Annotated in this window: 21 protein-coding genes and 3 pseudogenes; 17 read left to right on the top strand and 7 right to left on the bottom strand. The window is 59.0% G+C overall.

Translation table 11 applies throughout. The features are described 5' to 3' along the window. Window positions 1-1,162, bottom strand: a pseudogene (locus tag QN222_RS27790) (IS91 family transposase). Between the two features lie 9 nt (window positions 1,163-1,171). Next, window positions 1,172-1,539 (bottom strand): annotated as a pseudogene (locus tag QN222_RS27785) (tyrosine-type recombinase/integrase); the annotation flags it as partial. Window positions 1,540-1,815: 276 nt separating this feature from the next. On the opposite strand from QN222_RS27785, the gene QN222_RS27780 reads away from it, so the two are divergent. Genes QN222_RS27780 through QN222_RS27770 form a run of 3 tightly spaced genes read left to right on the top strand, consistent with a single transcriptional unit; the run spans window position 1,816 to window position 4,695 of the window. Next, on the top strand, window positions 1,816-2,931 hold the full coding sequence (locus QN222_RS27780) for an ABC transporter ATP-binding protein (RefSeq protein WP_283965338.1): 1,116 nt from the start codon (window positions 1,816-1,818) through the stop codon (window positions 2,929-2,931). Continuing rightward, window positions 2,928-3,842 carry an ABC transporter permease gene (locus QN222_RS27775; protein WP_283965339.1) on the top strand — a complete coding sequence of 305 codons (915 nt, stop codon included), beginning with the start codon at window positions 2,928-2,930 and terminating at the stop codon, window positions 3,840-3,842. Before QN222_RS27780 ends, QN222_RS27775 begins: the two co-directional genes overlap by 4 nt. Next, on the top strand, window positions 3,835-4,695 hold the full coding sequence (locus tag QN222_RS27770) for an ABC transporter permease (protein ID WP_284005695.1): 861 nt from the start codon (window positions 3,835-3,837) through the stop codon (window positions 4,693-4,695). Before QN222_RS27775 ends, QN222_RS27770 begins: the two co-directional genes overlap by 8 nt. A gap of 442 nt (window positions 4,696-5,137) precedes the next feature. Here the strand turns inward: QN222_RS27770 and QN222_RS27765 are convergent, their stop codons facing one another. Next, window positions 5,138-5,995: a transposase gene (locus QN222_RS27765; protein ID WP_283965945.1), complete on the bottom strand. Its 858-nt coding sequence runs from the start codon at window positions 5,993-5,995 to the stop codon at window positions 5,138-5,140. 296 nt (window positions 5,996-6,291) lie between these two features. Here QN222_RS27765 and tnpB (QN222_RS30435) point away from each other — a divergent pair, with 296 nt between their 5' ends. From tnpB (QN222_RS30435) to QN222_RS27705, 13 genes are all read left to right on the top strand, one after another. Then, a complete protein-coding gene (gene tnpB, locus QN222_RS30435) occupies window positions 6,292-6,651 on the top strand; it encodes an IS66 family insertion sequence element accessory protein TnpB (RefSeq protein WP_369292085.1) in 360 nt (119 codons plus the stop codon). Window positions 6,652-7,119: 468 nt separating this feature from the next. Further along, window positions 7,120-8,220: an extracellular solute-binding protein gene (locus QN222_RS27760; RefSeq protein WP_283965944.1), complete on the top strand. Its 1,101-nt coding sequence runs from the start codon at window positions 7,120-7,122 to the stop codon at window positions 8,218-8,220. A 988-nt stretch (window positions 8,221-9,208) separates the two neighbouring features. Further along, complete coding sequence (locus tag QN222_RS27755; RefSeq protein ID WP_283966009.1) at window positions 9,209-10,165, top strand: ABC transporter substrate-binding protein; 957 nt, start codon at window positions 9,209-9,211, stop codon at window positions 10,163-10,165. Between the two features lie 124 nt (window positions 10,166-10,289). Further along, a complete protein-coding gene (locus QN222_RS27750; RefSeq protein ID WP_284005693.1) occupies window positions 10,290-11,708 on the top strand; it encodes an MmgE/PrpD family protein in 1,419 nt (472 codons plus the stop codon). Window positions 11,709-11,910: 202 nt separating this feature from the next. After that, complete coding sequence (locus tag QN222_RS27745; protein ID WP_283965347.1) at window positions 11,911-13,914, top strand: CocE/NonD family hydrolase; 2,004 nt, start codon at window positions 11,911-11,913, stop codon at window positions 13,912-13,914. Window positions 13,915-14,737: 823 nt separating this feature from the next. Beyond that, complete coding sequence (locus QN222_RS27740; RefSeq protein WP_283965338.1) at window positions 14,738-15,853, top strand: ABC transporter ATP-binding protein; 1,116 nt, start codon at window positions 14,738-14,740, stop codon at window positions 15,851-15,853. Next, window positions 15,850-16,764: an ABC transporter permease gene (locus QN222_RS27735; RefSeq protein ID WP_283965339.1), complete on the top strand. Its 915-nt coding sequence runs from the start codon at window positions 15,850-15,852 to the stop codon at window positions 16,762-16,764. The genes QN222_RS27740 and QN222_RS27735 overlap by 4 nt, the downstream gene beginning before the upstream one ends. Beyond that, entirely contained in the window at window positions 16,757-17,581 is an 825-nt protein-coding gene (locus QN222_RS27730) for an ABC transporter permease (protein ID WP_283965340.1), read from the top strand. The genes QN222_RS27735 and QN222_RS27730 overlap by 8 nt, the downstream gene beginning before the upstream one ends. A gap of 83 nt (window positions 17,582-17,664) precedes the next feature. Then, entirely contained in the window at window positions 17,665-18,840 is a 1,176-nt protein-coding gene (locus QN222_RS27725; protein WP_283965341.1) for a Xaa-Pro peptidase family protein, read from the top strand. Window positions 18,841-19,361: 521 nt separating this feature from the next. Then, window positions 19,362-20,357: a succinylglutamate desuccinylase/aspartoacylase family protein gene (locus QN222_RS27720; RefSeq protein ID WP_283965342.1), complete on the top strand. Its 996-nt coding sequence runs from the start codon at window positions 19,362-19,364 to the stop codon at window positions 20,355-20,357. A gap of 123 nt (window positions 20,358-20,480) precedes the next feature. Next, window positions 20,481-20,663: an acetyl-CoA carboxylase biotin carboxyl carrier protein subunit gene (locus tag QN222_RS27715; protein ID WP_283965343.1), complete on the top strand. Its 183-nt coding sequence runs from the start codon at window positions 20,481-20,483 to the stop codon at window positions 20,661-20,663. Between the two features lies 1 nt (window position 20,664). Continuing rightward, a complete protein-coding gene (scpA, locus tag QN222_RS27710; protein WP_283965344.1) occupies window positions 20,665-22,806 on the top strand; it encodes a methylmalonyl-CoA mutase in 2,142 nt (713 codons plus the stop codon). Then, window positions 22,799-22,987, top strand: coding sequence for a hypothetical protein (locus QN222_RS27705; RefSeq protein ID WP_283965345.1), 189 nt, complete (start codon window positions 22,799-22,801; stop codon window positions 22,985-22,987). Before scpA ends, QN222_RS27705 begins: the two co-directional genes overlap by 8 nt. A gap of 375 nt (window positions 22,988-23,362) precedes the next feature. Here the strand turns inward: QN222_RS27705 and QN222_RS27700 are convergent, their stop codons facing one another. From QN222_RS27700 to QN222_RS27685, 4 genes are all read right to left on the bottom strand, one after another. After that, window positions 23,363-23,869: a hypothetical protein gene (locus QN222_RS27700; protein WP_283965346.1), complete on the bottom strand. Its 507-nt coding sequence runs from the start codon at window positions 23,867-23,869 to the stop codon at window positions 23,363-23,365. A gap of 10 nt (window positions 23,870-23,879) precedes the next feature. Then, the gene (locus tag QN222_RS27695; protein WP_283965348.1) at window positions 23,880-25,475 is read right to left on the bottom strand and encodes an IS66 family transposase; all 1,596 of its coding nucleotides are present in this window, start codon (window positions 25,473-25,475) and stop codon (window positions 23,880-23,882) included. A 96-nt stretch (window positions 25,476-25,571) separates the two neighbouring features. Further along, the gene (gene tnpB, locus QN222_RS27690) at window positions 25,572-25,919 is read right to left on the bottom strand and encodes an IS66 family insertion sequence element accessory protein TnpB (RefSeq protein ID WP_027997154.1); all 348 of its coding nucleotides are present in this window, start codon (window positions 25,917-25,919) and stop codon (window positions 25,572-25,574) included. Then, window positions 25,916-26,311, bottom strand: coding sequence for a transposase (locus QN222_RS27685; protein ID WP_284005691.1), 396 nt, complete (start codon window positions 26,309-26,311; stop codon window positions 25,916-25,918). The genes tnpB (QN222_RS27690) and QN222_RS27685 overlap by 4 nt, the downstream gene beginning before the upstream one ends. 103 nt (window positions 26,312-26,414) lie before the next feature. Between QN222_RS27685 and QN222_RS27680 the strand changes: the two are divergent. Next, window positions 26,415-26,623, top strand: a pseudogene (locus tag QN222_RS27680) (MFS transporter); the annotation flags it as partial. Between the last annotated feature and the right edge of the window lie 300 nt (window positions 26,624-26,923).

Raw genomic sequence — 26,923 nt, 5'->3', positions numbered from 1 at the left:
TCATGACGTATCGGGCCATGGTCGCGCCCGCGGCAGCCTGGCGGTGATGCGCAGGGTGCCGCCGCAGCAGGGACAGACGGTCGGATCGAAGGGCGCGCGCTGACAACTTTCCGCCCGGCGGCGTTCCGGCGGGGCATCGGCCAGCAATCGCCTGATGACGGCGAGTCTGGCGCGGCGGATGCCGTTGGCGAGGAAGCCGTAATGGCGGATGCGGTGGAAACCGTCGGGCAGGCAGTGGAGCAGGAAACGGCGGATGAACTCGTGCGGCGCCAGCGTCATGGAGCGTGCCGCATTGCCATGGCGATAATCGCGCCAGCGGAAGGCCACGCCGGTGTCGTCGGCGCTGACGAGGCGGCTGTTGGCGATGGCGACGCGATGGGTGTAGCGGCCGAGTTATTCGAGCACCCGTTCGGGCGATCCGAATGGCGGCTTGGCATAGACGACCCAACGCTTCTTGCGCAGCGGACGCAGCGCCCGAGCCAAGGAATGGCCGTCGCCAAGCGGCTTGAGGGCGCCGAAGAAACGCAGCCCTCCGGCCGCCTGTACCCCCTGCAAGCGCTCGAGGAACAGGCGGCGGAACAGCCGGGAGAGCACCCGGACCGGCAGGAAGAAACGGCGGGGGCGACAGGCGATCCAGCGTCCGCCATCGGTGGCCAGGGCGCCGCCGGGGACGAGGCAGTGGAGATGCGGGTGATGGGTCAGCGTCTGACTCCAGGTGTGAAGGATGGCGAGGAAGCCGCGTTCACCGCCGAGATGCCGGGGATCGGCGGCAATGGCCTTGAGAGTCTCGGCGGCCGCCTCGAACAGGATCGTATAGAGCTGCCGCTTGTTCTGATAGGCGATCGCGGCGATCTCGGCCGGCACGGTGAACACGACATGGAAATACGGCACCGGCAACAGATCGGCCTCACGGTCGGCGAGGGAGCGCTCGCGCGCCGCGCCCTGGCATTTTGGGCAGTGGCGGTTGCGGGGATTATAGGCGACGCGGCTCAAGGCGCAGTCTTCGCAGGTCTCGACATGGCCGCCGAGCGCCGCCTTTTGGCACAGCTCGATCGCCGCCATGACGCGGCGCTCCCCCCGGCCGAGATGACTGTCATGGGTACGACGATAGGCGGGACCATGGCGGCGGAAGATGTCCCGCCACTTCCAGCGCCGGTCGCATGGCGCGATCTCAGGCCGGCGGCACGACCTCGAGGCGCAGCCGATCGAGCGGCTCTCAGTCCGGGCGATCGTGGTTGTCGCCACTTGCGTGTAGCGTGCCGTCGTCGGCAGGTGGGTGTGGCCGAGCAGCACCTGGATGATGCGGATATCGACGCATCTCTCGAGCAGATGGGTGGCAAAGCTGTACTTTATGCCGCCTGCCGTTCGGCGACCAAGGCGGCGGGATTGACCAAGCGGGTCAGCGTGCCGCTGGTTGTCGATGTCGGCGACCTTCAGGCTCACCGTCTCTGAGGCGCGCAGTCCCGCGGCATAGGCGGTCGTCAGCGCCGTGCGGGCCTTCAGTGACGGCACCGCTTCGGGAAAGCGCGCGACCTCGTCGCGCCTCCAAATACCACCCCCCGCGTCAGCGGGTTAGTTCAATCCCCTATGAATTTTTTCGGCTAGCTTAACAGGTGTCTGAATACCGGCAGCAGGCCACAATACGGCATAATGGCTAGGTGCAGATCATAACTGCGCCCGCTTGTGCCGGCGTCTCGCTGTGCTTAGCGTGACAGAAACAAAATAGCCGAGACTATCCTGATTGGGTCGACTTCCACCCCTGGTGAAGGTCAGCCTGACGTGAGTTGAGGCAAGCTACCAGAGTGGGAATATGTGATGAAAGGTGCAAGGGTCACGGTCCGTGAGATCGTGAAGCGCTACGGGGCTGTCACTGCGGTCGAGGGTATTTCCATCGATGTGAAGGCGGGAGAGTTTCTCTCGCTGCTGGGGCCTTCGGGGTCCGGCAAAACGACCCTTCTGATGATGATAGCGGGCTTTGAGCTGCCGACCGCGGGTCTCATTGAGATCGGTGCGAGAGACGTGACCTACGTCGCGCCCAACCGGCGCAATGTGGGTATGGTGTTTCAGAAGTATGCGCTCTTTCCGCACATGTCGGTGAACGATAACGTGGCTTTTCCGCTGCGCATGCGGAAGATCGACAAGGCCGAGATCACCCGACGGGTCGGCGAAGCGCTCGCGATGGTCCAGCTAGACGCCTACGGCAGAAGGGCGCCCGCTCAATTGTCGGGCGGCCAACAGCAGCGTGTTGCGCTCGCGCGGGCGCTGGTGTTCGAGCCCCCGGTGCTCCTGATGGACGAGCCCCTCGGCGCGCTCGACAAGAAACTCCGCGAGCAGTTGCAGATCGAGATCAAGTCCCTCCAGCAGCGACTCGGTGTGACCGTGATCTATGTGACCCACGATCAGGAGGAGGCGTTGACCATGTCGGATCGCATCGCGGTCATGAACGACGGCCAAGTCGCGCAGATCGGCAGCCCCGCCAGCCTTTATGGCGAGCCCGCTTCTCCATTCGTCGCAGATTTTATCGGCAAGATGAACTTCTTGCCGGTCGAATATATTGGATCCGAGAAGGCCAGCCACCGGATCAGGGTCACCGACGCCTCGACGCTCAGCGTGACGCGCTCACTTAGCGGACGCTCCTTTGAGCTTTCTCCCGGACTGTCGCTGCAGGCTGCGATCCGGCCGGAGAACATCTCTCTCGCCCCACGCGGCTCTGGCGGCCCCGACGCAGTTGCTGGCACCGTGAACACCTCGATCTATCTCGGCACCCACCAGACTCTACTGGTCAACGTTGATGGACGTAGCGGCCCCCCGCTGCATATCCAGGCATCGGCAAGCCGAGACCTGGCGGCATTTGCGCGCGGTGATGAGGTCGACATTCTGTTCCAGGCCGATGCCATTCACTTGTTTTCCGGCAAGGGCGACGGCAAATGAGCAGTTTGGACGTGTCTTCCGTAAATCCTGCCCCCGCGCCACGTTTTGCGCGGCTATTCGTGGTCACCGGAACCAGCGGCAGATATCCTCCGCTCTTAACGGCTGTGCTGCTGCTGCCCCTCCTTCTACTCTTGTTCTTTAGCTTTCTGTACCCGGTGGGTCGCATGCTGGTCGGCAGCCTGTTCGACCCCGGCTTCACCCTCGACAACTATCTTCGCATGTTCAACGAGCCACTTTATTTGAAGGTGCTGCTGCGTACACTCTGGATCGCATTTGCTACGACGGTAGGCGCTTTCGTTCTCGGATATCCGGTTGCCTTCGCTATGGCGCGTGCGGGCAGTAGGCTAACGCTTTTGATTGCAGCTTGCGTCCTGATCCCGTTATGGACATCGGTTCTTGTGCGTTCCTATGCCTGGATCGTTCTGTTGCAGCGCAAAGGCGTTCTCAACGACATTCTCGTTGGAACCGGCATCGTCGAGCAGCCGCTCAAGCTGATCTATACCGAAGGCGCAGTTATCGTCGCCATGACACATGTGATGCTGCCGTTCATGGTTCTGCCCATCTATGCCGCCCTGCGGACCATACCAAAGGAACTGCCCCAGGCTGCTGCAAACCTGGGCGCCGGCACCTTCACCACCTTTGCCAGGATTATCTTGCCGCTCAGCCTTCCCGGCGTCTTCGCCGGCGCCCTCATGACCTTCATTCTTGCACTCGGTTTCTACGTCACGCCGGCCCTCTTAGGAGGTCCACAGACCCTGATGATGGCGACCCTTATCGGACAGCAGACAACGATCATGCTCGACTGGCCGTTCGCGGGCGCACTGGCGACGGTCCTTCTTGTGGTCACTCTGGTGCTCACGTTCATGTTCCGCAGAGTTTTGGCCACCTCTAGAGGATTCGCAAATGTCTGAGACCATCGCCTTGAGCCAGACGCGACCGTCTCGTCCTCACGTGCTGGGCAAACTCGCCGCGGGCGCTGTGATTGGGCTCATCCTATTCTTCCTGATTCTGCCCACGCTGATCGTCATACCGATCTCGTTTAACAGTGCCCCCTACATCGAGTTCCCGCCTTCGGGGCTGACGCTGAAATGGTACAGCGAATTCTTTAGCGATCCCGACTGGATGGCGGCGATGCTTTTCAGTCTGCGCATCGCTTTCTTCACCACCATTTCGGCAACGATCATCGGAACCTTGGCCGCGATCGCCCTGGTCCGGGGCGACCTTCCGGGGAAATCGCTAGTGCTCGGATTGGCGCTCAGCCCCCTGATCGTTCCCCATATCATCATGGCGATTGCGCTCTATCTGTTCTTTGCGCCGCTTCGGCTGACGGGGAATTTCTTCGGCTTTCTGTTGGCACACACCATGCTGACCATTCCCTATGTGGTCATTGCCGTTTCGGCATCGCTGCAGCGCTTCGATCCCGTTCTCGAAATGGCCGCGCTGAACTGCGGGGCTAACCGCGGCCGCGCTTTCTTCGAGATCGTCCTGCCACATATTACTCCCGGTGTCGTTACCGGCGCCGTCTTTGCCTTCGTCTCCTCGTTCGATGAGGCGACCGTCGCCTTCTTCATCTCCGGCATCGAGGGCAAGACGATAACGAGGAAGCTGTTCGAAGACATCGACTTCAACCTCACACCCGTCATTGCAGTGGTCTCCACAATCATCGTTGCAATCTCCATCATCCTGATGGGCGCGATACGCCTCGCCCAGAACAGAACAAGCACCAGTCAATTGGGTGAGACCGCTGGTGCGATCCAGCTTTGACCACGCGGGTCGTCTAGAGGATGCCGTTCTTGTCGCTGTAGAAGGCAAGCGGTTGTCCTCAATCTCGAAGATGTGCTTTCGCGGCATGGAATAATCCGAATGTTTTCTCCGACGCCATGGAAGGCAGATGCAACAACTGGCCGATCGCATGGTCAAGCATCGCAGGTTTCCGGCCGGGACGGGTCTGGCACCGCAGTCCCGAACCGGAGCGGGTGATCGAATTGGCCCTCAACAGGCCAAAGAGCTGTTGCGCGCGAACTTGCGGTGACGTTTACCGCCCGCTCAGGCAACGATCTCATCACCAATCCGGCTTTTATCGACATCAAGCCGACGAGTTTCCAGGAGAAGACGACCGCCCGGACCATCTGTGGCAGACCGCCTTTACTTCGGGGCTGGTCCTATCGTAAGCGCGTACGGACCCGCACATATCATTTAGAGCGTTTCACGTTTTGTTGGAAGCATAGCCGGCGTTTTCGAAGTAGTTTCGGCACTCCTGGGGCTGGATTGTTCCGACGAGCGAGCCGATGAAACGCCAGGTGTCCTCGGTGCTGCGCTTCTGGGCGTGACGCATCCAGTGCTTGATTTTGGCAAAGGCCTGCTCGATCGGATTGAGATCGGGGGAATAGGGCGGCAGCCTCCTGCACAACCGCGCAGGATCAATCGAGAAAGGGATGGGTCTTGCAGAAACGTGTGGCGTTCGAACACGCAGCCGCTGCCTTCTATCAAGGCGTTGCTGCCTCGCGAGCATCTGCGGGTGGAATGAGGAAGATGGCCTGACAGTTACACGACGCCTTGAAAACCTGATCAAAAAGATGGCGGACCTCGCCGGAGCGTTTATGAGGATCAGGGCGTGCGGAGCTCCATCTTGGCCAAGGCGTGCCTTGAGACCGGATACCTTGGTGCAGATTGATCGGGCACTTTCAGACCACTGCAGACGGGCGAGGCGCCGGAGGAACTGCCACACCGTGTTGTGGGAGACCGCGACCCCGCGCGCCGCCAATTCATCCTTCAACCCATGAAGGCTGAGATGCGGCGTCTGGTGAAGCCGCTCGACGATGAAGGCACCGTGCGGCTCCAAAACGCGCTTGCGATAGCCGTCCATCTTACTCGGCGTCACGGAGCCCGTTGCGCGATAGCGCTGAGACCACTTCACCACAGAAGAAACCGCAACGCCGAACCGGGCTGCCACTGATCGGCAGCTCTCGCCCGCAACAACCGCCGCAACAGCGCGCTCCCGCAGATCACAAGAAAGAGGTCGTACCATCAGATGCTGGCCTCCTAACCAGCCAGCATCTTGAATCACAAAACCGATCTCGCGGGGATGCGCTTGCGAACTGACGCCGTGCGCGACCTCATTGAAGCCGGATTGAACTGACCCGCTGATCAGGGATTTTCTGCATGAATCATGCGGAGAATCCTATGAGTGACAGTGTGAATCAGCCGCAAACATTCGAGGTTTTGACGGTGGCGCCGGCGCAAACCGCGAGACTGGCCGAACCAGGAGAAGGAGCGCCTGGTGGCCGAGACGTCGTTGCCACGAGCCAATGTCTCTCCGATCGCACGCGCTGAGAGTTTGGAACTCTCAAAGCTCTAGGGATGGCGTCGCAAAGCACTGTCATCAGGGTTGGTTGCGCCCCTGACGGAAACCGCCGACGGAGGTCAAGTTCCCACGCGTTGAGCCGGCGGCAAGCTCTACGGTCGAAACCGTCATCGGTGATGTCGTTGTGCGCGTCGCCTGTGATATCGAGTCGGATTACGTGGCGAAGATACGTTTACGTGTCGTGCGAGCCGGTCGACTTCCGCAAGGATGCGGCATCCTTGATGGCTCTGGTCAGAGATGGCGGTCTCGACCCATCCAACGGAGTGCTTTATGTGATCCGATCGAAGCGGGCGGACCGACTTCGCATCGCCTGTGGGATGGCAGCGGCGTCTGCCTCTCTATTTGAAAACGCTTGAGGAGCAGAGTTTCTGCTGGCCGGTCATATCGAACGCCAGGATACGCCTCGACCATTCGGAAACGCTTCTGGCGGGTCTGGACTGAAAGAAGTTCCGAGGTCAGCGGTCGCTGCTGACGGGCGGAACAGAACTGCGGCAAGATGAATCATGGGTGCTGTAATGATTGGGAAAGCGGCTGTTCTTGTGCTCTGTTTGACCTCATCGATTTGCCCCTTGGCGACCTGCCGGACGACGTTAATGCACTGAAAGCGCTGCGCGAACAGGCTGCGAAGGAGGCTCGGTTGAAGCCCCTCGAAAACGGCGCGCGGTCGGTGAAGTGCGATCAGCGCTTCGCACCAAACAGTCGATTCTGCTTCAAAGTGGCCCAATCATAACAATTGAACACTGGCCATAACTAACCGGGATTTGCCAACAGGCTCCGATTGGCTGAAGCTCGACCTTGGGAAAACCACGTCAAGGGAGGAATTCATGATCAGCAGACGCAGTTTATTGCAGATGGGTGCCGCCGCGGCATCGAGTGCGCTCGTTCCCAACTTGGCACACTCACAATCCACTTCTTCGCTAGTGCAGGCTGCCAAAACTGCTGGCCAGAACCGGGTGGTGATTGTCATGGGGGGCGGCGCATTTGGGAAACAGATGACGGATCTGTTCTTTGATCCGTTCACAAAGGAGACGGGGATAGAAGTCGTGCGGGTAGATTCCAGCGAATCTATTTCGCGCCTCAAGGCGATGACCCAGATGAACATAATCGAGTGGGACATTATAGGCATGGGCAACGAACTAGCCTTGTCCTCTGACGTCAAGACATATTTGGACGAGCTTGGAAACAACTGTGACGCGTTGCCCAATGTTCGTGCTGAAGGAATTGATGGGTCTTGTTTCGGGGTTGGCGTTCTTTGGGATTCTGGCGGTGCCGTTCTAACTTACGACGAGCGCGCCTTCCCTGAAGGCGGGCCAGCCAATTGGGCTGAATTTTGGGATGTCGAAAGATTTCCGGGGCCGCGGTCTCTGCCGAACCACAGCGCTCCGTGGGAGGTCTTGGTTCCGGCGGTCCTTGCCGACGGTGTACCGCGTGAAAAAGTCTTCCCGTTGGATCTCGATCGTGCCTTCGCTAAGCTGGACCAGTTGCGTCCCCACATAGGGGTTTGGTGGACAAGTGGAGATCAGAGCCAGCAATTGCTGCGGTCTCAGGAAGTTGTCGCTTCAATCCTATGGAGTGGTCGCGCCGCACGCCTGAAGAACGAAGGTGTGCCAATCCAGTTTACATGGGACGGAGCGCCGTTTACCGCAGACGTCTACAGTCTCATAAAAGGGGCGCCACACCCGTTGGCCGCTAAGGCGCTACTGGACTTCATGTATACCCGTCCCGAGGCGCATGCAGCCTTCATCAAGGAGATGTTCTATGCGACGCCGAACAAGCGTGCTCAAGAACATCTCGACCCTGCCTTTGCTTCGACGCTCGTCACGGCACCGGAGAATTTCTCTAAGGTAATCAAATTCGATCCGGACTGGCTCGCATCGCACCGTGATGAAGTGATCAAACGCTGGACTGCATGGATCGGGGGGTGACCTGACACAGGTAGAATGGCGCGTCATGGCGGACTGTGCTGCTGCACGGGTCCCGGACTGGACATGCCAAGTCCGGGAAGCCCGCCAATGTGCTGCGCAAATCGATCCGTGAGGCCTTTCAGCCGCGGTCTTATTTGCGAGGGAAGCGCTATGAGATTCGCCTTCATCGCGAAGCAGCGGAACGTCTGGCCGGTGGCCTGCTGTGCGACGCCCGCTGGATGTCTCCCGCTCGGGCTCCCTGCTTGGCTCAACCGCAGTCGCGGCACGACGAGATGCTGCTACGGAGCTCCAGCGTCAAGAACGGCACCGAACCTATGGTGCCCGCCGTGCCTGGCACAATCTTCTGGCCGACGGGTTGTCCTGCGGTCTGCATCGTATCGAACATCTTATGGAGGGAGAATGGACTGCGTGCCTGGTCTCGGCGCGGTGGGCTGCCGATAGATACCGGCGAGCGAGCCGCAACCTCCTTGATCGCGCTTTCGAATCGGTCGGCCCTACGCCAGGAGTGGATCGCCGAGTTCACCTACATTTGTACCGCGAAGTTTGGCTCTAAGTTGTCGTGATCGTCAACCTGCTCTTCCGGCATGTCGTCGGCAGGACGGGGAAGGCCGAGTGACAGCGAAACTCGTCATCGGCGCCATTACCATGGCGATCTGGCGCCGGGGCAGGCCCGACAGCCCGCTGGTTTACCAGACCAGCATGCCGGCGCCCGTGAAATCGGCTTTCCACCGACGTTTATCGAATAACTATGCTGGTACACCGCATAACGATCGGGCATTGCGTGCCAGAGGGCCGAGCCCATACGCTCAAGTTGGACTAGAGGTCCAACCTACCGGGAGATACGATAATGATAAACAGGCGCCAAATACTTCAGTTGGGTGCCGCAGCTGTGACGAGTTCGTTCGTTCCGCGCCTAGCTCTCGCGCAGTCAACCAGTTCGCTCGTAGAGGCAGCGACAGCTGCGGGGCAGAATCGTGTAATAATCTCGATGGCTGGTGGCGCTTACAATAAAGTCAACACTGAGTTGTTTTTCCAGCCCTTCAGCCAGGAGACCGGCATTGAGGTGATAACCGTCGACAACAGCGATGGTGCTGCGCGCGTCAAGGCGATGCAAGACCTCGGTGCAGTGGAATGGGACATATTAGGCTTAACCTACGATGATGCGCGATCGAGCGACTACGAGCCACTTTTTGAATCGTTGGGAACGTGTGGCGATTTACCCAATGTTGTGACCGAAGGAGTGGAAGGCTCTTGTTTGGGTACCGGCGTCCTGTGGGATTCTGGCGGTCGGGTGCTCGTCTATGACGAGCGGGCATTCCCAGACGGCGGTCCCAAGACTTGGGCTGAGTTCTGGGACGTCAAGAAATTTCCCGGACCGCGGTCTCTGCCGGGGGGGGATTGGCCTTGGTACAACTTGATGATCGCACTGCTTGCAGATGGGGTGCCGCACGACAAGCTCTATCCACTCGATGTTGACCGGGCGTTTGCGAAGTTGGACGAACTCAAGTCTCATATCGGCGTCTGGTGGGCGAACAGTGATCAAAGCCAGCAAATTCTGCGCTCGCAGGAAGTCGTTGCTGCCGTGCTCTATAACGGCCGTGCCGCCCGGTTGAAGGCCGATGGCGTACCTGTGCAGTTTGGCTGGGATGGTGCTCTTTTCGAAGCTGCGGCGTTTAGCATCCTAAAAGGAGCGCCACACCTTTTGGCGGCCAAAGCCCTGCTCAATTTCATGTATTCTAGGCCGGAGGCCCATGCCAAATTCGCCGAGAAGATGTACTACGCCCTTCCGAATAAGAACGCTGACAAGTTCATGGATTCGGAGTTCGCCAAAACCCTGGTCACGGCTCCCGAGAATTGGTCCAAGGTCGCGAAGGTTGATCCGAACTGGTTGAACGGCAAACGTGAAGCGCTGATTGAACGCTGGACCAAGTGGATTAGCGCGTGAGCTGACGGGCGGTGGGGAAAATCTCTTGGCCGCCAATTACGGCCGTGATCGGAGGCCACGGGCGCGCCCGCCGTAAGCTACGCCTCCTCACGGGACAAAGAGATCTCTTATTGGAGCACTTTCGATGACTCTTACGATGCAGATCGCAAAGATGGTAGCCGACGTGTCCTATGACGACATTCCGGCCCATTCAGCCGAGAAACTTAAACTACTTCTTCTTGATCAGCTCGGATGCATGATAGCGGGATCCGTGGATCGGGAATCCCAACGGCTCAGGAATTACTTGGAGGGCCTCGACGCTGGCGGGGAAGCCTACGTGTTCGGGGCCTCAAAGCGAATGACGCCGCCAAATGCCGCTCATGCGAACGCGCAGTCCGTCACAATGCTGAGCTTGGATGATTCCTATATCCGTTATGGCCATCCAGGAAATGCCTTCCTCCCCACAGTCCTTGCGGTGGGCGAGGCGTTGGATGCGGGAGGCAGAGACCTGATCGAGGCGGCCCTGTGCGGGTACGAGATGTCGATGCGTCTAGGACTATCGATCGCCGCAACTGCTGAACGCGACCAGAAGGTGAAGGGTTATGCATCCTGGCAGGTCTTTGGCGCGACAACCGCTGCCGCAAAGCTCCATCGGCTGTCCGCCGACAAGATTGCCAGCGCCTACGGACTAACGGCGTTGCATGCACCGCCGCCGTTCCTGAGAAAATATCACAGTCGCCCCCTAAATTGGCTCAAGAACAACTACGGGTGGGCCAACAAGGCCGGAATAACGTCCGTGGATCTCGCTATCGCGGGGTACGAAGGTAATCGTACAATTTTCGACGGCGAAACGGGGTACTGGATTATTGCAGGCTCCGACCAGTTCGATCCCGAGATCTTGGTTACTCCCTTTGCCGACAGGTCCATCGTCGAGGAGATCGGCTTCAAGCCGTATAGCGGGTGCCGTTGGTCCCACACATCTATCGATTGCGTCCGCAAAATAATGGCAGAACACGCGGTTGATTTTGCACATCTCGACAGGATCACCATTGAAACCGCCGATGAGTTCGTTCGGGATTTGAACAGCGACGTTTGGCCCGAAACGGTGCTCGACGCCCTGTTCAACATTCCGTATCTTTTGGCTCTTGAACTGCACGGCAAATCGTCGGCCCTCGGACTCTCAGAAGCGGACCTCACGCGGCAAGAGCTAGCGAAAACCGTCGGAAAAATATCAATGTCGGCTCTGCCCGGTGCTGAAGAAAAGTTCTTCAAATTCAGCATGCTTCCGGTGCGCGTGACTTTTTTTGCAACCGACGGTCGCGTACTTTCGGAATACGCCGAATACCCGAGAGGCCATCCCAATGGCCCTCAGTTCGCCCGAAAGGAGGTTGTCGAGAAGTTCTTCGGCCTCAGCACGCCGTTCATTGGGCGTTTCAAGGCAGAGCAGCTCTGCGAGGGAATCCTGGATCTCGAAAACCGCAGTGTGCGTGACGTAATAGGCATCGTCGACGAACATGAAGCCGGCACATCCCGACACCCTCCGCGAGCGGCGGCGAATCAGTAGCGACACCGGTCGCCCGGACCCGGCTTCGATTTTAAACAGCGGATGCTTGCGTTTCAGGGCAGGCTGGAATCGTGATGTCTAAGGGAAATCAATGGCTGGATTGCCGCTGCCATCCTTGAGCGTAGCCGGGGCATGCGGCTCGCTCAAACCTGCAAGTTCGAGCCCAGATCACAGGAGATGAGGTAAGTTGATCACCCAGCCCATGCAAGAGAACGTGCAGGAAGTTCCCAAACGCGGCTTCACCGTTATTGAGAACCACTGGCTCCCGCTCACCGACGGAACGCACCTTGCCGCTCGAATCTGGATGCCGGAGGGCGCGAACGAAGCGCCTGTTCCCGCTGTTCTCGAGTTTCTGCCTTACCGCAAACGAAATGGGACGGCTCAGCGCGACGAGGCAAACTATCCGGTGTTCGCTGCGGCGGGAATTGCCGGAGTTAGAGTTGACCTGCGTGGAAGCGGTGATTCAGAGGGCGTGCTCGAAGGCGAGATGACCCCACAACAACTTCTCGACGCGGCGGAAATCATCGCCTGGATCTCGGCTCAACCGTGGTCCAACGGTAGCGTAGGCATGTGGGGGATTTCATGGGGCGGCGGCAATACCTTGCGAGTAGCTGGTATCCAGATGCCTACAGCGCTCAAGGCCGTTATAGCGTGTAGCGCTTCGGTCGACCGATATAGAGACATGCTCCGCTACAAGGGCGGCGCCCACAGTTCGCTCAACTTGTCATGGCAAGCGCAATTGACCGGCTATATGTGTCGCCCACCGGACCCGGAGATCGTCGGAGAATGCTGGCTCGAAATGTGGCGGCAGCGCTTGGAGAACCAGCCCTTCTACCTGGAAGATTGGTTATCGCACCAACGTCGCGACGCTTATTGGCGCCATCTGTCTATCAACGAAGTTTTCGAGCAGTTTCCCGTCCCCGTACTGTTCGCCTGCGGATGGAGCGACTCCTATCGAAATTCGCCTTTCCAGCTTGTCGAGGGCATACCGAGCAAGGCGAAGGTGCTGATTGGACCCTGGGGGCACCAATATCCGCATCTTGCTAAACCGGGGCCGGGCACGGACTTTTTGACCGAAGCCATCGCCTGGTGGAACCATTGGCTACGCGATGAGCCAAATGGCGCCGATAAAATCCCGCAAATGCGAGCGTTCATTCTGGATGGGCCGCGTCCTGTATCCCGCCGGGAGCGAGATCCAGGCTATTGGGTCTCAATGACAAAATGGACCACTCCCGAGGCCCTCAAGCTCACGTTGAACGCTTCCGGGACGCTCGTAGACCGTCCTCCCCAGCAGAAGAGGAAGCGTGCGCTCCTACGCTCGCCGCTGGATAACGGTATGGCGGCCGGAGAGTTGTACACGGGCACGACGGACGATCAGCGGATAGACGACGCGGGTTCGCTGGTCTTCCAAAGCGAGGTGCTGAAAGAAGAATGCGTTCTGTTGGGAAGGCCTTCTCTAAAGCTCACCCTTTCGAGCGACAGTCCTTTCGCAAATATTGCGGTCCGCCTCACTGACGTTCACCCTGACGGCGCAGGGTTCCGCATTTCCTACGGAGTGCTGAATCTGGCTCACCGGGTCAACGATTCCGAGCCGAAGCCGCTCGTGCCAGGCAAGGAAGAGACTGTGATAGTCACCCTGGATCCTTGTGGCTATCGCATCGCACCGGGTCACCGCGTTCGCTTGTCCATTTCGACGGCTTATTGGCCCATCATCCTCCCGTCGCCTTACGACGCGGCCTTCGATATTGATCTCGCCAGCATCGTCCTCTCGTTGCCACTTCTTGGCGAGCATGAGCTGATTGAGATTGCCGAACCGGCCAATCTCAACCCGCTCCCTGCATACGAAACTTTAGTTGCTGGAGAAACTAAGCGATGCTTCGAGCGCGATGTAGAGAATGGCATTACCCACTATCGCACGATCGAAGATGGCGGTCTCATGCGCCATCCTTGCAACGGTTTGGCCGAACGCGAGCTTCGTGAGGAGATATGGTCGATAACGGCGCACGATCCCCTATCGATGACAGGAGAATGCCGTTCCACCATGACTGTTTCGAGGCCCGGATGGGAGACGGTCACCCAGGGCGTCGCCACTCTATCCTGCACGAAAACAGAGTGGATCATATCGCAGGCCGTCGAAGCGCATCATAACGGCCAAAAGTTCTTTTCCCGGTCAAGAACCAAGAAGATACCTAGAGATTTTATGTAATCATCGCGTCGGACTGTCTGCAGAGCGCATGCGCAACCAGGCGCACACTCAGCCCGCCATACCCATTGTCTCTTCCTCTTCAGCTTTCGTATGGAAATCGTGTCAGAGTCTTCGAGAATTGGAAGTGGATGAGACGCGCTCACGCGAGGAACCCCTCCGTACACGAGACTGTTGTGCCGCCCTTGCGGATGGAGCCGATCTCAACGTGCGATGCAGCACCGACGACATTCAACCGCGCAGAACGTGCCCGCCAGGCGAAATCATTCCGCCCCTTCATTCCGAACAGTGGTCGCCCGCCCGGACTGCGAGATGATGCCGCCCCCTGTCGGACGGCTCTGGAGTGGGGTCCTCTGCTTGGCCAAGGCGTTCAGCGAGCGCTATAAAGCATGTTGATCCGGAAGAAGACGGAAATCGCCATCGCTTTGGCGCGCGCATGGCAAGGATCTTCGCCGTCCTCAGGGACGGACCGCGTTACGAACCGCACATCATCCACCTCTTCGCTGTGGATGTTGAAACAGGTTCGTCTGGCGCGGTTACTCCACAATTGATTGATCGATCGCAGAAGCTGCTCTAGAGTAGGGGGGCGATCTCGAAACGTAAAATTCGTCTATGGCGGCCGCAGGTTGAGTACGGCTAAAGCGACGCTCAAGAGCGCATAATCAATGGGGAGAAATCATAACTGCGCCCGCTTGTGCCGGCGTCTCGCTGTGCTTAGCGTGACAGAAACAAAATAGCCGAGACTATCCTGATTGGGTCGACTTCCACCCCTGGTGAAGGTCAGCCTGACGTGAGTTGAGGCAAGCTACCAGAGTGGGAATATGTGATGAAAGGTGCAAGGGTCACGGTCCGTGAGATCGTGAAGCGCTACGGGGCTGTCACTGCGGTCGAGGGTATTTCCATCGATGTGAAGGCGGGAGAGTTTCTCTCGCTGCTGGGGCCTTCGGGGTCCGGCAAAACGACCCTTCTGATGATGATAGCGGGCTTTGAGCTGCCGACCGCGGGTCTCATTGAGATCGGTGCGAGAGACGTGACCTACGTCGCGCCCAACCGGCGCAATGTGGGTATGGTGTTTCAGAAGTATGCGCTCTTTCCGCACATGTCGGTGAACGATAACGTGGCTTTTCCGCTGCGCATGCGGAAGATCGACAAGGCCGAGATCACCCGACGGGTCGGCGAAGCGCTCGCGATGGTCCAGCTAGACGCCTACGGCAGAAGGGCGCCCGCTCAATTGTCGGGCGGCCAACAGCAGCGTGTTGCGCTCGCGCGGGCGCTGGTGTTCGAGCCCCCGGTGCTCCTGATGGACGAGCCCCTCGGCGCGCTCGACAAGAAACTCCGCGAGCAGTTGCAGATCGAGATCAAGTCCCTCCAGCAGCGACTCGGTGTGACCGTGATCTATGTGACCCACGATCAGGAGGAGGCGTTGACCATGTCGGATCGCATCGCGGTCATGAACGACGGCCAAGTCGCGCAGATCGGCAGCCCCGCCAGCCTTTATGGCGAGCCCGCTTCTCCATTCGTCGCAGATTTTATCGGCAAGATGAACTTCTTGCCGGTCGAATATATTGGATCCGAGAAGGCCAGCCACCGGATCAGGGTCACCGACGCCTCGACGCTCAGCGTGACGCGCTCACTTAGCGGACGCTCCTTTGAGCTTTCTCCCGGACTGTCGCTGCAGGCTGCGATCCGGCCGGAGAACATCTCTCTCGCCCCACGCGGCTCTGGCGGCCCCGACGCAGTTGCTGGCACCGTGAACACCTCGATCTATCTCGGCACCCACCAGACTCTACTGGTCAACGTTGATGGACGTAGCGGCCCCCCGCTGCATATCCAGGCATCGGCAAGCCGAGACCTGGCGGCATTTGCGCGCGGTGATGAGGTCGACATTCTGTTCCAGGCCGATGCCATTCACTTGTTTTCCGGCAAGGGCGACGGCAAATGAGCAGTTTGGACGTGTCTTCCGTAAATCCTGCCCCCGCGCCACGTTTTGCGCGGCTATTCGTGGTCACCGGAACCAGCGGCAGATATCCTCCGCTCTTAACGGCTGTGCTGCTGCTGCCCCTCCTTCTACTCTTGTTCTTTAGCTTTCTGTACCCGGTGGGTCGCATGCTGGTCGGCAGCCTGTTCGACCCCGGCTTCACCCTCGACAACTATCTTCGCATGTTCAACGAGCCACTTTATTTGAAGGTGCTGCTGCGTACACTCTGGATCGCATTTGCTACGACGGTAGGCGCTTTCGTTCTCGGATATCCGGTTGCCTTCGCTATGGCGCGTGCGGGCAGTAGGCTAACGCTTTTGATTGCAGCTTGCGTCCTGATCCCGTTATGGACATCGGTTCTTGTGCGTTCCTATGCCTGGATCGTTCTGTTGCAGCGCAAAGGCGTTCTCAACGACATTCTCGTTGGAACCGGCATCGTCGAGCAGCCGCTCAAGCTGATCTATACCGAAGGCGCAGTTATCGTCGCCATGACACATGTGATGCTGCCGTTCATGGTTCTGCCCATCTATGCCGCCCTGCGGACCATACCAAAGGAACTGCCCCAGGCTGCTGCAAACCTGGGCGCCGGCACCTTCACCACCTTTGCCAGGATTATCTTGCCGCTCAGCCTTCCCGGCGTCTTCGCCGGCGCCCTCATGACCTTCATTCTTGCACTCGGTTTCTACGTCACGCCGGCCCTCTTAGGAGGTCCACAGACCCTGATGATGGCGACCCTTATCGGACAGCAGACAACGATCATGCTCGACTGGCCGTTCGCGGGCGCACTGGCGACGGTCCTTCTTGTGGTCACTCTGGTGCTCACGTTCATGTTCCGCAGAGTTTTGGCCACCTCTAGAGGATTCGCAAATGTCTGAGACCATCGCCTTGAGCCAGACGCGACCGTCTCGTCCTCACGTGCTGGGCAAACTCGCCGCGGGCGCTGTGATTGGGCTCATCCTATTCTTCCTGATTCTGCCCACGCTGATCGTCATACCGATCTCGTTTAACAGTGCCCCCTACATCGAGTTCCCGCCTTCGGGGCTGACGCTGAAATGGTACAGCGAATTCTTTAGCGATCCCGACTGGATGGCGGCGATGCTTTTCAGTCTGCGCATCGCTTTCTTCACCACCATTTCGGCAACGATCATCGGAACCTTGGCCGCGATCGCCCTGGTCCGGGGCGACCTTCCGGGGAAATCGCTAGTGCTCGGATTGGCGCTCAGCCCCCTGATCGTTCCCCATATCATCATGGCGATTGCGCTCTATCTGTTCTTTGCGCCGCTTCGGCTGACGGGGAATTTCTTCGGCTTTCTGTTGGCACACACCATGCTGACCATTCCCTATGTGGTCATTGCCGTTTCGGCATCGCTGCAGCGCTTCGATCCCGTTCTCGAAATGGCCGCGCTGAACTGCGGGGCTAACCGCGGCCGCGCTTTCTTCGAGATCGTCCTGCCACATATTACTCCCGGTGTCGTTACCGGCGCCGTCTTTGCCTTCGTCTCCTCGTTCGATGAGGCGACCGTCGCCTTCTTCATCTCCGGCATCGAGGGCAAGACGATAACGAGGAAGCTGTTCGAAGACATCGACTTCAACCTCACACCCGTCATTGCAGTGGTCTCCACAATCATCGTTGCAATCTCCATCATCCTGATGGGCGCGATACGCCTCGCCCAGAACAGAACAAGCACCTAGTCAACGTCGGCGCCCCGAACGCTCTTGTAGAGTAGCCAAGGTGCGTACGTCGTCAAAATCCAATCACTCTAAAGGAGCCAGATATGCCGATTGTAAAGGGGCCCCAGGTTTTTCCCCGCGCCGAGTTTCTAAGTCGACTCGCCGCGGTCAAGTCAGAGATGGAGCGGCTCGAAATTGATACACTCATTGTGGGAAATCAAACAGATATCAACTACCTGACGGGGTACACGGCTAAGTCGGCTTACGTGCCGCAGGCCCTTGTCGTCTCTTTGAAAGAAGAAGAGCCAACATTCGTGTTGCGGCGCCAGGATGCGCCTGCAGCCGTACACCTAACTTTTATGGATCGCAGCAAAGTAATCGCATATCCGGAAACGCTCATTGGGAACCCAGACAAGGATGGGTTCGATGCCGTTATAGATTTCGTAAACGAACTGGACGACGCCCCGAGACGCGGTATTGGGCTGCAACTTGGTTATCTCTCAATACAATCCGCTGAGAAGTTCAAGTCTCGCCTGCCAAACGCTCGAATAGTCGACTGCACCTATTCTATTGCCTGGATCCGTATGATCAAGTCCGATCTCGAGATCGCGATGATGCGTGATGCCGCCGCGATCGCGGACGCAGGAATCCTCAAGGCGTCTGAAGTTATTCGACCAGGTGTTCGTGAAGCCGACGTTATCGCCGAAATCGTAGCTCAACTCGCTCGCGGGGCAAATGGAAAAGCTGGAACTGATCTCGCGCCGTTGTATCTCTGCTCTTCCCCTCGTACCGGCACCTGCCACATTCGGTGGAGCGAAGATGTGATCCGTGATGGATCTCAGATCAACCTTGAGATAGCAGGCATCCGTCACGGCTATGTTTCAGCCATAATGCGCACTTTCTCAGTTGGTGCCCCGTCCGATCGTCTTCGGCGCCTTCACGATGCAGAGGTGTTGGGGTTGGAAGCAGCGGTTGCTAGTGCTCGGCCCGGTGCAACGTGTAGCGATGTCGCGAACGCATTTTATCGCACGATCGAAAAGTCCGGTTTCCAGAAGGACTCGCGATGTGGATATGACATCGGCATCGATTGGAGCGAACCCTGCTGTGCAAGCCTGCAGGACGGTGACATGACGGTGCTGAAGCCAAACATGACCTTTCACCTGATGCTTGGGAACTGGGTTGATGAAGATTTCGGCTATATAATAAGCGAAACTATCCGTGTCACGGACTCCGGCTGCGAAGTCCTAACCAAGTCGCCGAGACAGCTGTTCGAGCTCTAAGCCACTTGCGGGCGGCAGTCGCGCTCAAGGTTTACTTAGCAAGTATCCCTGTCGTGACGTTATAGCTTGCTGCTAGCGGAGGGGTCGACGGTTAGTCGGCCTCTCTTAAGCGCTCAGAACTCTTATAGCCGTTCGCAAAATTCCAGGCAACGGCGACGTCACCGACCGAAATCGGTATGCTTGGCCTTCGGACGGGGCAAGGTATTCCGACTCCACAGCATTTCGAAAACCTCTTTTGGCAACGCCAGCCTCTTAACTTGGCAACAGAGGCGAGTTCTAGGCCGGCACTTGGAAGTCTCAGTTCACGAGCCGCTCGCTTCACAAGGAAGGAACGAGGCTGGTTTGAGATCAATCGTATCGAAACAAATCCAATCGTCTCGTATGTGCTTGATTGATCTCAAAACGGCGGATTGGAAGTCGGAAGCGACTGTGATGTCCAGGGCAGACCCTTATCGACGACGCGAAAGGACGTGTGACGACGATCACACTTACAAATTCTATTAACTAATGCAGGCTGAACAATGAGCGAAACACCACACCTTACATTCGATCCCGATCAGGCCGGCATGAGCAAAGGACATCTTGTGGTCCCCAAAGGCGCCGACAGCGAACCTCTTCCGCTCCCAGTCTTAAGCTTCAATAAAGGAGAAGGGCCACGCCTGCTCATCACCGCCGGATGTCACGGTAACGAATTGGAGGGGCCAATTGTCGCACGACGGATTCTCGATTGGTTACCTCGATTACAAGAATGCGGAAGAGTCATACTCGTACCCGTGCTCAATCCACCAGCTCTGAAAGCATGGAGTCGCAACTCGCCGGGGGACGGGCTGAACCTTAATCGGGTGTTTCCCGGCCGCGGGGACGGTTCTATATCCGAACGCATCGCGGATGCGGTTTCTCGCGTATTATTGCCAATGGTCGACACAGTGTTTGATCTGCACAGCTTTGGACCGAGGTGGGAGTTTGCCCCGGCAAGCACGACCCATCCTATCGCCGATGCCGATCTCATGAGCAAGACGCTCCGAATGTCGGAAGCGTTCAAATTGCCGGTGACTTTGGTCTGGGAGGGGCCAGATACGCGTGGAATGTTCGACACATTGGCACATAGTCAGGGCAAGATATTCGTGTGCCTTGAACTCGGCGGCGGCGCGGTCGGCACCGACAACCTTGCGGTCGCCGAAACTGGGATTCGAAATGCACTGATCGCGCTCGGCATCGTCAGGGGAAAAGCGGAATATCCGACGTTCCGTCAACAGAAGTCTAGCCGAACACTCAAAACGTTCTCCTCCGACCAGCTGAAATCGCCTGAGCGTGGCATCTTCGAACCTCGCTGCTCGGTGTTCGACGAAGTGAAGCAGGGAGATCTTATAGGCATCCTGCATCCGTTGGATCCGTGTTCTTCTATGCCCATTGATATTCGTGCGCGTACCACATCCATCGTCTGCGGTGTCAAATCCGGAGTGCCTGTCGACGTCAACGACGAGCTAGCACTCCTCGCGCGACCGCTGCATTCTTGAAAAACAAACGTACCCCTGGTATGCGAAATCAGCGAGAAAGGGACCATTTACCGGCCCCCCAAGATCGTGCGGGCTCCTGCGTCTGACATTGCCCTCGTCGGCCCTCGTTCATAAGCAGCTGCTTTGCCCCATGTTACTCAAATCCTTGTCAAGAAAGGTGACCAGGTCAAAGCGGGGCAGTCACTTGCGACGGTGGAAGCAATGCAGATGGAAACGCGCTCAAGAGCGACAAGACGGCGGTGTCAAGTCCGTGAGAGCAATGGTTGGCCAGTCGCTGGCCGTCGACGAAATCATCATGGAGTTTGAAATGAGCGATCGGAAGAGCCTCACTGATTGGCAAAAACTCGCCGAACGCGAACTCAAGACCTCGCATGACTTGCTGGCCTGGCACACGCCGGAGGGTATCGCCGTCAAGCCGCTCTATACGGAGGAGGACACGGCCAATCTCGTGCATCTCGGCTCGCTGCCGGGAATCGCGCCGTTTACCCGCGGCCCGCGCGCCACCATGTATGCCGGCCGGCCATGGACCATTCGACAATATGCCGGCTTCTCGACCGCCGAGGAATCCAATGCCTTTTACCGCAAGGCGCTCGCCGCAGGCCAGAAGGGCCTCTCCGTCGCCTTCGACCTCGCCACGCATCGCGGCTACGACAGCGACCACCCCCGCGTCACTGGCGATGTCGGCAAGGCCGGTGTGGCGATCGACTCGATCGAGGACATGAAGATCCTGTTCGACAGGATTCCGCTTGCAGAGATGTCCGTGTCGATGACCATGAACGGCGCGGTGATCCCGATTCTCGCTTCCTTCATCGTCGCCGGTGAGGAGCAGGGCGTGCCGCGCCGGGAGCTCTCCGGGACCATTCAGAACGACATTCTCAAGGAGTTCATGGTCCGCAACACCTATATCTATCCGCCCGAAGCCTCGATGCGGATCGTTGCCGACATCATCGAATTCACCTCGAAGGAGATGCCGAAGTTCAACTCGATTTCTATCTCCGGCTACCACATGCAGGAGGCCGGCGCGACACTGGTGCAAGAGCTTGCATTCACACTCGCCGATGGCCGCGAATATGTACGGGCCGCGATCAGGAAGGGCCTCGATGTTGACGATTTCGCCGGGCGGCTCTCCTTTTTTTTCGCGATCGGCATGAATTTCTTCATGGAGGCGGCCAAGCTGCGCGCCGCGCGGCTCCTCTGGTCTCGGATCATGGAGGAGTTCCAGCCGAAAATGGCTTCGTCGTCGATGCTGCGCACTCACTGCCAGACCTCGGGCGTGTCGCTGCAGGAGCAGGACCCTTATAACAACATCATCCGCACGGCCTATGAGGCGCTGTCGGCCGCGCTCGGCGGCACCCAGTCGCTGCACACCAATTCCTTCGACGAGGCGATCGCGTTGCCGACCGAGTTCTCCGCGCGCATCGCACGCAACACCCAGCTCATCCTCCAGCACGAGACCGGCATCACCAGGGTGGTCGACCCGCTTGCTGGCTCCTACTATGTCGAGAGCCTGACGGCGGAGCTGGCGCAAAAAGCCTGGGCGCTGATCGAGGAGGTCGAAAGCCTCGGCGGCATGACCAAGGCCATCGAGAGCGGCCTGCCCAAACGCCTGATCCAGGAGGCCGCCACCCGTAGGCAGGCGGCGATCGACCGCGGTGAGGACGTCATCGTTGGCCTCAACAAATACCGGCTGCCGGAAGAGGACGCGATCGAGACTCTCGACATCGACAACAATGCGGTGCGCGACGCGCAAATCCGGCGACTTGAGTTGATCCGCCAGACCCGCAGTCCGCACCAATGGACCCAAGCGATTGACGCCTTGAAGGAAGTTGCGCGTACCCGCCAGGGGAATCTCCTGGCCGCCGCAGTCGAGGCAGCGAGGGCGCGCGCGAGCGTAGGGGAGATCTCGGACGCCATGCGCGAGGCCTTTGGCGAACACTCGGCGGCGCCTGAAGTCGTCGGTGACGTCTATGGCCCGGCGAGCGAGAACGATCCGGAGTATCAGACCCTGAAGGGCCGGCTTTCCGAACATATCCGCAAATTGGGGCGTAGACCGAAAATTCTCGTCGCCAAGCTCGGACAGGACGGCCACGACAGGGGAGCCAAGGTGATTGCCTCGGCTTTCGGGGACATCGGTTTTGATGTCGTGGCGGGGCCGCTTTTCCAGACTCCCGATGAGGCGGCCGACCTCGCGATCGAGAACAAGGTCGATGTAATCGGTGTCTCATCGCTTGCCGCTGGCCACAAGACACTGATACCTCAACTTATTGCTCGCTTGAAGACGAAGGGTGCCGACCATGTCATCGTTGTTTGCGGCGGCGTCATCCCCCGCAAGGACTACGAGTTCTTGTATGAGCGCGGTGTAGCCGCGGTGTTCGGGCCAGGCACGAATGTCGTCGATGCGGCCCGCGCCGTGCTCGATCTGACAGAGGGAAGACCGCGCAATGCATGATATCCTGACCTGGGTCAATCACATCGCCCTGCCGATGCCTGATCTCGAAGCTGCCGCCCCGCGCTATCGCGATAGCTTCGCGGTCAAAGTCTCCGAGCCACAAGCGCTGCCAGAGCATGGTGTCACCGTCGCCTCGTTACGATTGCGAACACGAAGATCAAACTTCTTGAGCCTTGGCTGAGAATTCACCGACATCTCAAAGCCGCCGGCGCGCGGGCGAGCCCAAGATCGGCGCTCACGGCAATGCGCAAAAAACAACAGCAACGGATTCCGTCGATAGTTGATAGGTTAAACCCGGTTCCCTGCACGGGCTGACCGTATGAAGCCGATATCCGTCCTTCGGTAACAAATATTCTGCTGCGTCGCAGCAACGCGTTGGGAGGTATCCGTCCGGTGAACACCGCGGACAGCCCCTCCACATAGCTTGATCGGGGTTTCAGTGGCTGCTGCAGACCTCTCGTACAGCAGCGGTGCAGGGCAGAACGGAATCACGCACCAGCTAGTTCGAATCCTGAATTCCGCTTAGCACCGCTGCAACGCTGCAATGCCGTTGCTGTTAGTCCTTCTGGCAATCTCGTGCTTCGATAGCGTGGCTGTAGGTACCACCGGGCCAAGACCATACGTACTGTATTTGCTTTATCTGCCGGGTGGCCAGCCACTTCCCGAACGTTTTGCATTGCTCAGCAACTAGGCCGGAATCAGCACCGAGGCTTTTTTTCAAGTCCGCCGCTTCGAGCGGCTCTGGAGATGAGGCCTGGAACGTGAAAACGCGATGGGCAAACGATACTGACTCGATAGTGATTCCGTCGAATTGACGCGGAAGGGAGTCGTTCATCTTTGCAATTTCGGTTGGCGAGATCGGGCTCGGAGGAAGGCGAGAAATGTTCACCGACAGCATGAAGGCCAGCGTCACCGTGAACACAATCGGCCAGCGGATGTTAAACCACCATTGGATGACGGCCGCAAACACAGCAGCAAACAACGCCTGCATCGCCAACCAGGGGAGCCAATCGCCGGTGTTCCAATAAAGCTCACCCCAAACCTCATTCAATATATCGGTCATATAACCTGCTTTAACGCGAGCTGATTGGGCAGCCGGCAGTCACTTTCGAAGAAGACCAGTTCCACGGCAACAACTCTTCGAGCCGTGCGACCGGCATGTCGGCAAGACGGGCGAGAACATCGGCAAGCCATGCCTGCGGATCGACATCGTTAAGCTTGGCGCTCATGATCAGCGTCGCCATGAAGGCGGCGCGATCGGCACCACGATCAGAGCCGGCAAAGAGCCACGACTTTCTGCCGAGAGCAAAGCCACGCAGCGCCCGTTCGGCAGCGTTGTTCGTCAGGCAGACCCGGCCATCACTCAGGAAGGCCGTAAACCCGTCCCAGCGCTTCAGCATGTAATCGATTGGTTCGGCCACCGGAGAGCTGCGCGACAACTTTGCCCGCTCGGCCCGCATCCATTCTTGGAGCTCGGTGACGAGTGGCTGGCTGTCGCGGCGACGCCGCTCCAGGCGTTCAGCGGCGGAAAGCCTATTGATCTCGCGTTCGATGTCGAACAGCGCGTCGATGCGCTTGACCGCCTCCAGCGCAACCGGCGAGATCGCGGCAGCATTCTTTCCGCGTTTGGCGTTGCTGGCGATGTCGGCAAGCACGAAGAACTTGCGCCGCGCATGCGCCCAGCACAGCGCCTGCGTCAGTGGAACGGGATCGCGATCCACCTTGAACACTGGGTTGTAGCCACCATAGGCGTCGGCCTGCAGAATGCCGGTGAAGCTCTTCAAATGCCGCTCGGGATGCTCCTGCCGCCGATCGCGCGAGGCATAATAGAGTGCCGCCGGTGGCGATTGCCCGCCGAACGGCCGGTCATCCCTGACATAGGTCCAGATGCGGCCCGTGTCGGTCTTGCCGCGGGCGAGGATCGGCACGGTGGTGTCGTCGCCATGCAGCCGCTCGGCGGCAAGCACATGCGCCTCGATCAGCGCATGCACCGGCTTCAGTGCCGCGGCGCAGGCCCCGACCTGGTCGGCCAGCGTCGAGAGGCTGAGGTTGATGCCCTCGCGGGCATAGCGCTCGCTCTGCCGGTTCAAGGGCTGATGTTGACCGAACTTCTCGAACAGGATCATTGCCAAGAGGTTCGGCCCGGCAAAGCCGCGCGGCGTCACATGGAAGGGTGCCGGCGGCTGGGTGATCTTCTCGCATTCGCGGCAGGTAAACTTCTCGCGCACCGTCTGGATCACCTTCCACTGACGCGGAATTACCTCCAGCGTCTCGGTGATATCTTCACCCAGCTTTGCCAGCTTGGCAGAACCGCAGCACGGGCAGTTGGCCGGGGCGGCGATGACGACGCGCTGGCGCGGCAGATGCTCGAGGAAAGGCTTGCGCGACGGGCGCTTGCGCTCGAAGGCTCTGACCGTCGAGGAGCGCGCCGCCATCTCCGCCGCCAGTTCGTCTTCGCTGGCGTCGGCCTCCAGCTCCTCGAGCTGCAACTCCATCTGTTCGAGAAGCCGGGCCTTGCGCTCCGAGCGACTGCCGTGGATGTCGCGCTTCAGCTTCTCGATCTCCAGTCGGAGCCGGGCGATCAGCGCATCCGAATGCGAGTTCACCGCCTGGGCGCGGGCGGCAACGGCTTCCGCTTCACGACGTGCGGCGCGCTCTGCGAGGATCATCGCATGCGCACTGGCGAGGTCGTCGGGAAGCTGATCGGCCGCATCGGTCATGGCGGGATGGAATCATATTCGCTCCTGCCATGCCAGCGGTTTTGCTCATCCTGCCGACGTCGGACGCCAGGTTTTTTGCGGCATTCGCCAGTCGATGCCTTCGAGCAGATAGCCGAGCTGGGCGGGCGTGATCACCACCGTGCCGTCGGCCGCCGACGGCCAGATAAAACGGCCGCGCTCGAGCTTCTTCGTGAAGAGGCAGGCACCCTGGCCATCGTGCCAAATCACCTTGATCAAGCCGCCGCTCCGACCCCGGAATACGAAGAGATGACCGCTCATCGGGTCGCGCTTCAACGTCTCCTGCACCATCAGCGACAGGCCGGGAAAGCCTCTCCGCATATCGGTATAGCCCGTGGCGAGCCAGACCTTCACACCGCTCGGAACCGGGATCATCGCCGCTCCAGCACATGGAGAATCCGGGCCAAGGCTTCGGTGTCGATGTCGCTCTCGACCCGGAGGCGACGCCCACCGCCAAGCTCGATCGTGACGACGCTTGCCTTCTTGCGCGCCCGGTTGACCGGCGGCGGCTCGGCCGGGATCGCCGGCGCTGGCAGCGCTTCGACGACCTCCACCGGAACGAGCTGCGGGACGGACCGAGCGGAGATTTGGCAGAGCTCCTTGCGCCAGCGGAAGAGCTGGCTCACATGGATGCCGGCCGAATGAGCGATCTCGGAAACACTTGCGCCTGGCTCAAGCGTCGCCGCTACGAGCCGTTCCTTGTCCTCCCGAGACCACCGCCGGCGGCGCTCGACCGACGTGATCACCTCAATCTGACGCCTCGTCATAGGACTACTCCTAGTGTTTGCACTAGGACTTGCAGTCTTCAGCCTACCTCGCCAAGGCGGCCGTCACCGGAGGGATACGTTGGGAGCTTGAGAGACACAAGAAATGCAGCCTAAAGATCCGCATTCGGCCGTTTCGACGACCTTGGCTCCTCTCCGGAACCAGGCGTTTCGCGGATCTGGACGGCTACGCAGATCTCGAGCCTCGGATTGCTCATTCAGACAATCGCTATCAGTTGGCTGATGGCCACGAATTCGGCCTCCGAGCTCATGGTCGTGCTGGTTCAGGCCTCGTCGACGCTGCGCGCATTCTTCTATTTCGACAAGGACAGTTCCGATCATCACCTCTTTCCTCGAGGAAGAGAAGCGGATCAACGAAGTTCCTTGGAGCCATCAGCGTATAAGGTCTGCCCAAGCCGCCCGAAGGCACCCTAATGATCTGAGAAGAGTGGCCCCGACCATAAATTTTCGGCCCGCAGAATAACACTTGTTGCTCGCGCGCCGAATGCCATCCCGACTAGATTTGTCACATTGCTGCGGGCGGGCTCGGGCTTTCGGGCATACCGGAGCTGTAGATCGGCGCGATCCGCAAGGCGGTGACAATCTCGCGACACC

The sequence above is a fragment of the Sinorhizobium sp. 6-70 genome (assembly GCF_030124375.1).
GTDB lineage: Bacteria > Pseudomonadota > Alphaproteobacteria > Rhizobiales > Rhizobiaceae > Sinorhizobium.
Note: the sequence above shows the minus strand (reverse complement) of the source record. Positions and strands in the feature narration are given on the sequence as shown.

What these genes read in the sequence shown, in the direction of transcription:
- QN222_RS27780 (WP_283965338.1), top strand. Translation starts at nt 1,816, where the DNA reads ATGAAAGGTGCAAGGGTCACGGTCCGTGAGATCGTGAAGCGCTACGGG.
- QN222_RS27775 (WP_283965339.1), top strand. Translation starts at nt 2,928, where the DNA reads ATGAGCAGTTTGGACGTGTCTTCCGTAAATCCTGCCCCCGCGCCACGT.
- QN222_RS27770 (WP_284005695.1), top strand. Translation starts at nt 3,835, where the DNA reads ATGTCTGAGACCATCGCCTTGAGCCAGACGCGACCGTCTCGTCCTCAC.
- tnpB (WP_369292085.1), top strand. Translation starts at nt 6,292, where the DNA reads ATGGCGTCGCAAAGCACTGTCATCAGGGTTGGTTGCGCCCCTGACGGA.
- QN222_RS27760 (WP_283965944.1), top strand. Translation starts at nt 7,120, where the DNA reads ATGATCAGCAGACGCAGTTTATTGCAGATGGGTGCCGCCGCGGCATCG.
- QN222_RS27755 (WP_283966009.1), top strand. Translation starts at nt 9,209, where the DNA reads ATGGCTGGTGGCGCTTACAATAAAGTCAACACTGAGTTGTTTTTCCAG.
- QN222_RS27750 (WP_284005693.1), top strand. Translation starts at nt 10,290, where the DNA reads ATGACTCTTACGATGCAGATCGCAAAGATGGTAGCCGACGTGTCCTAT.
- QN222_RS27745 (WP_283965347.1), top strand. Translation starts at nt 11,911, where the DNA reads ATGCAAGAGAACGTGCAGGAAGTTCCCAAACGCGGCTTCACCGTTATT.
- QN222_RS27740 (WP_283965338.1), top strand. Translation starts at nt 14,738, where the DNA reads ATGAAAGGTGCAAGGGTCACGGTCCGTGAGATCGTGAAGCGCTACGGG.
- QN222_RS27735 (WP_283965339.1), top strand. Translation starts at nt 15,850, where the DNA reads ATGAGCAGTTTGGACGTGTCTTCCGTAAATCCTGCCCCCGCGCCACGT.
- QN222_RS27730 (WP_283965340.1), top strand. Translation starts at nt 16,757, where the DNA reads ATGTCTGAGACCATCGCCTTGAGCCAGACGCGACCGTCTCGTCCTCAC.
- QN222_RS27725 (WP_283965341.1), top strand. Translation starts at nt 17,665, where the DNA reads ATGCCGATTGTAAAGGGGCCCCAGGTTTTTCCCCGCGCCGAGTTTCTA.
- QN222_RS27720 (WP_283965342.1), top strand. Translation starts at nt 19,362, where the DNA reads ATGAGCGAAACACCACACCTTACATTCGATCCCGATCAGGCCGGCATG.
- scpA (WP_283965344.1), top strand. Translation starts at nt 20,665, where the DNA reads ATGAGCGATCGGAAGAGCCTCACTGATTGGCAAAAACTCGCCGAACGC.
- QN222_RS27705 (WP_283965345.1), top strand. Translation starts at nt 22,799, where the DNA reads ATGCATGATATCCTGACCTGGGTCAATCACATCGCCCTGCCGATGCCT.
- QN222_RS27700 (WP_283965346.1), bottom strand. Translation starts at nt 23,869, where the DNA reads ATGACCGATATATTGAATGAGGTTTGGGGTGAGCTTTATTGGAACACC.
- QN222_RS27695 (WP_283965348.1), bottom strand. Translation starts at nt 25,475, where the DNA reads ATGATCCTCGCAGAGCGCGCCGCACGTCGTGAAGCGGAAGCCGTTGCC.
- tnpB (WP_027997154.1), bottom strand. Translation starts at nt 25,919, where the DNA reads ATGATCCCGGTTCCGAGCGGTGTGAAGGTCTGGCTCGCCACGGGCTAT.
- QN222_RS27685 (WP_284005691.1), bottom strand. Translation starts at nt 26,311, where the DNA reads ATGACGAGGCGTCAGATTGAGGTGATCACGTCGGTCGAGCGCCGCCGG.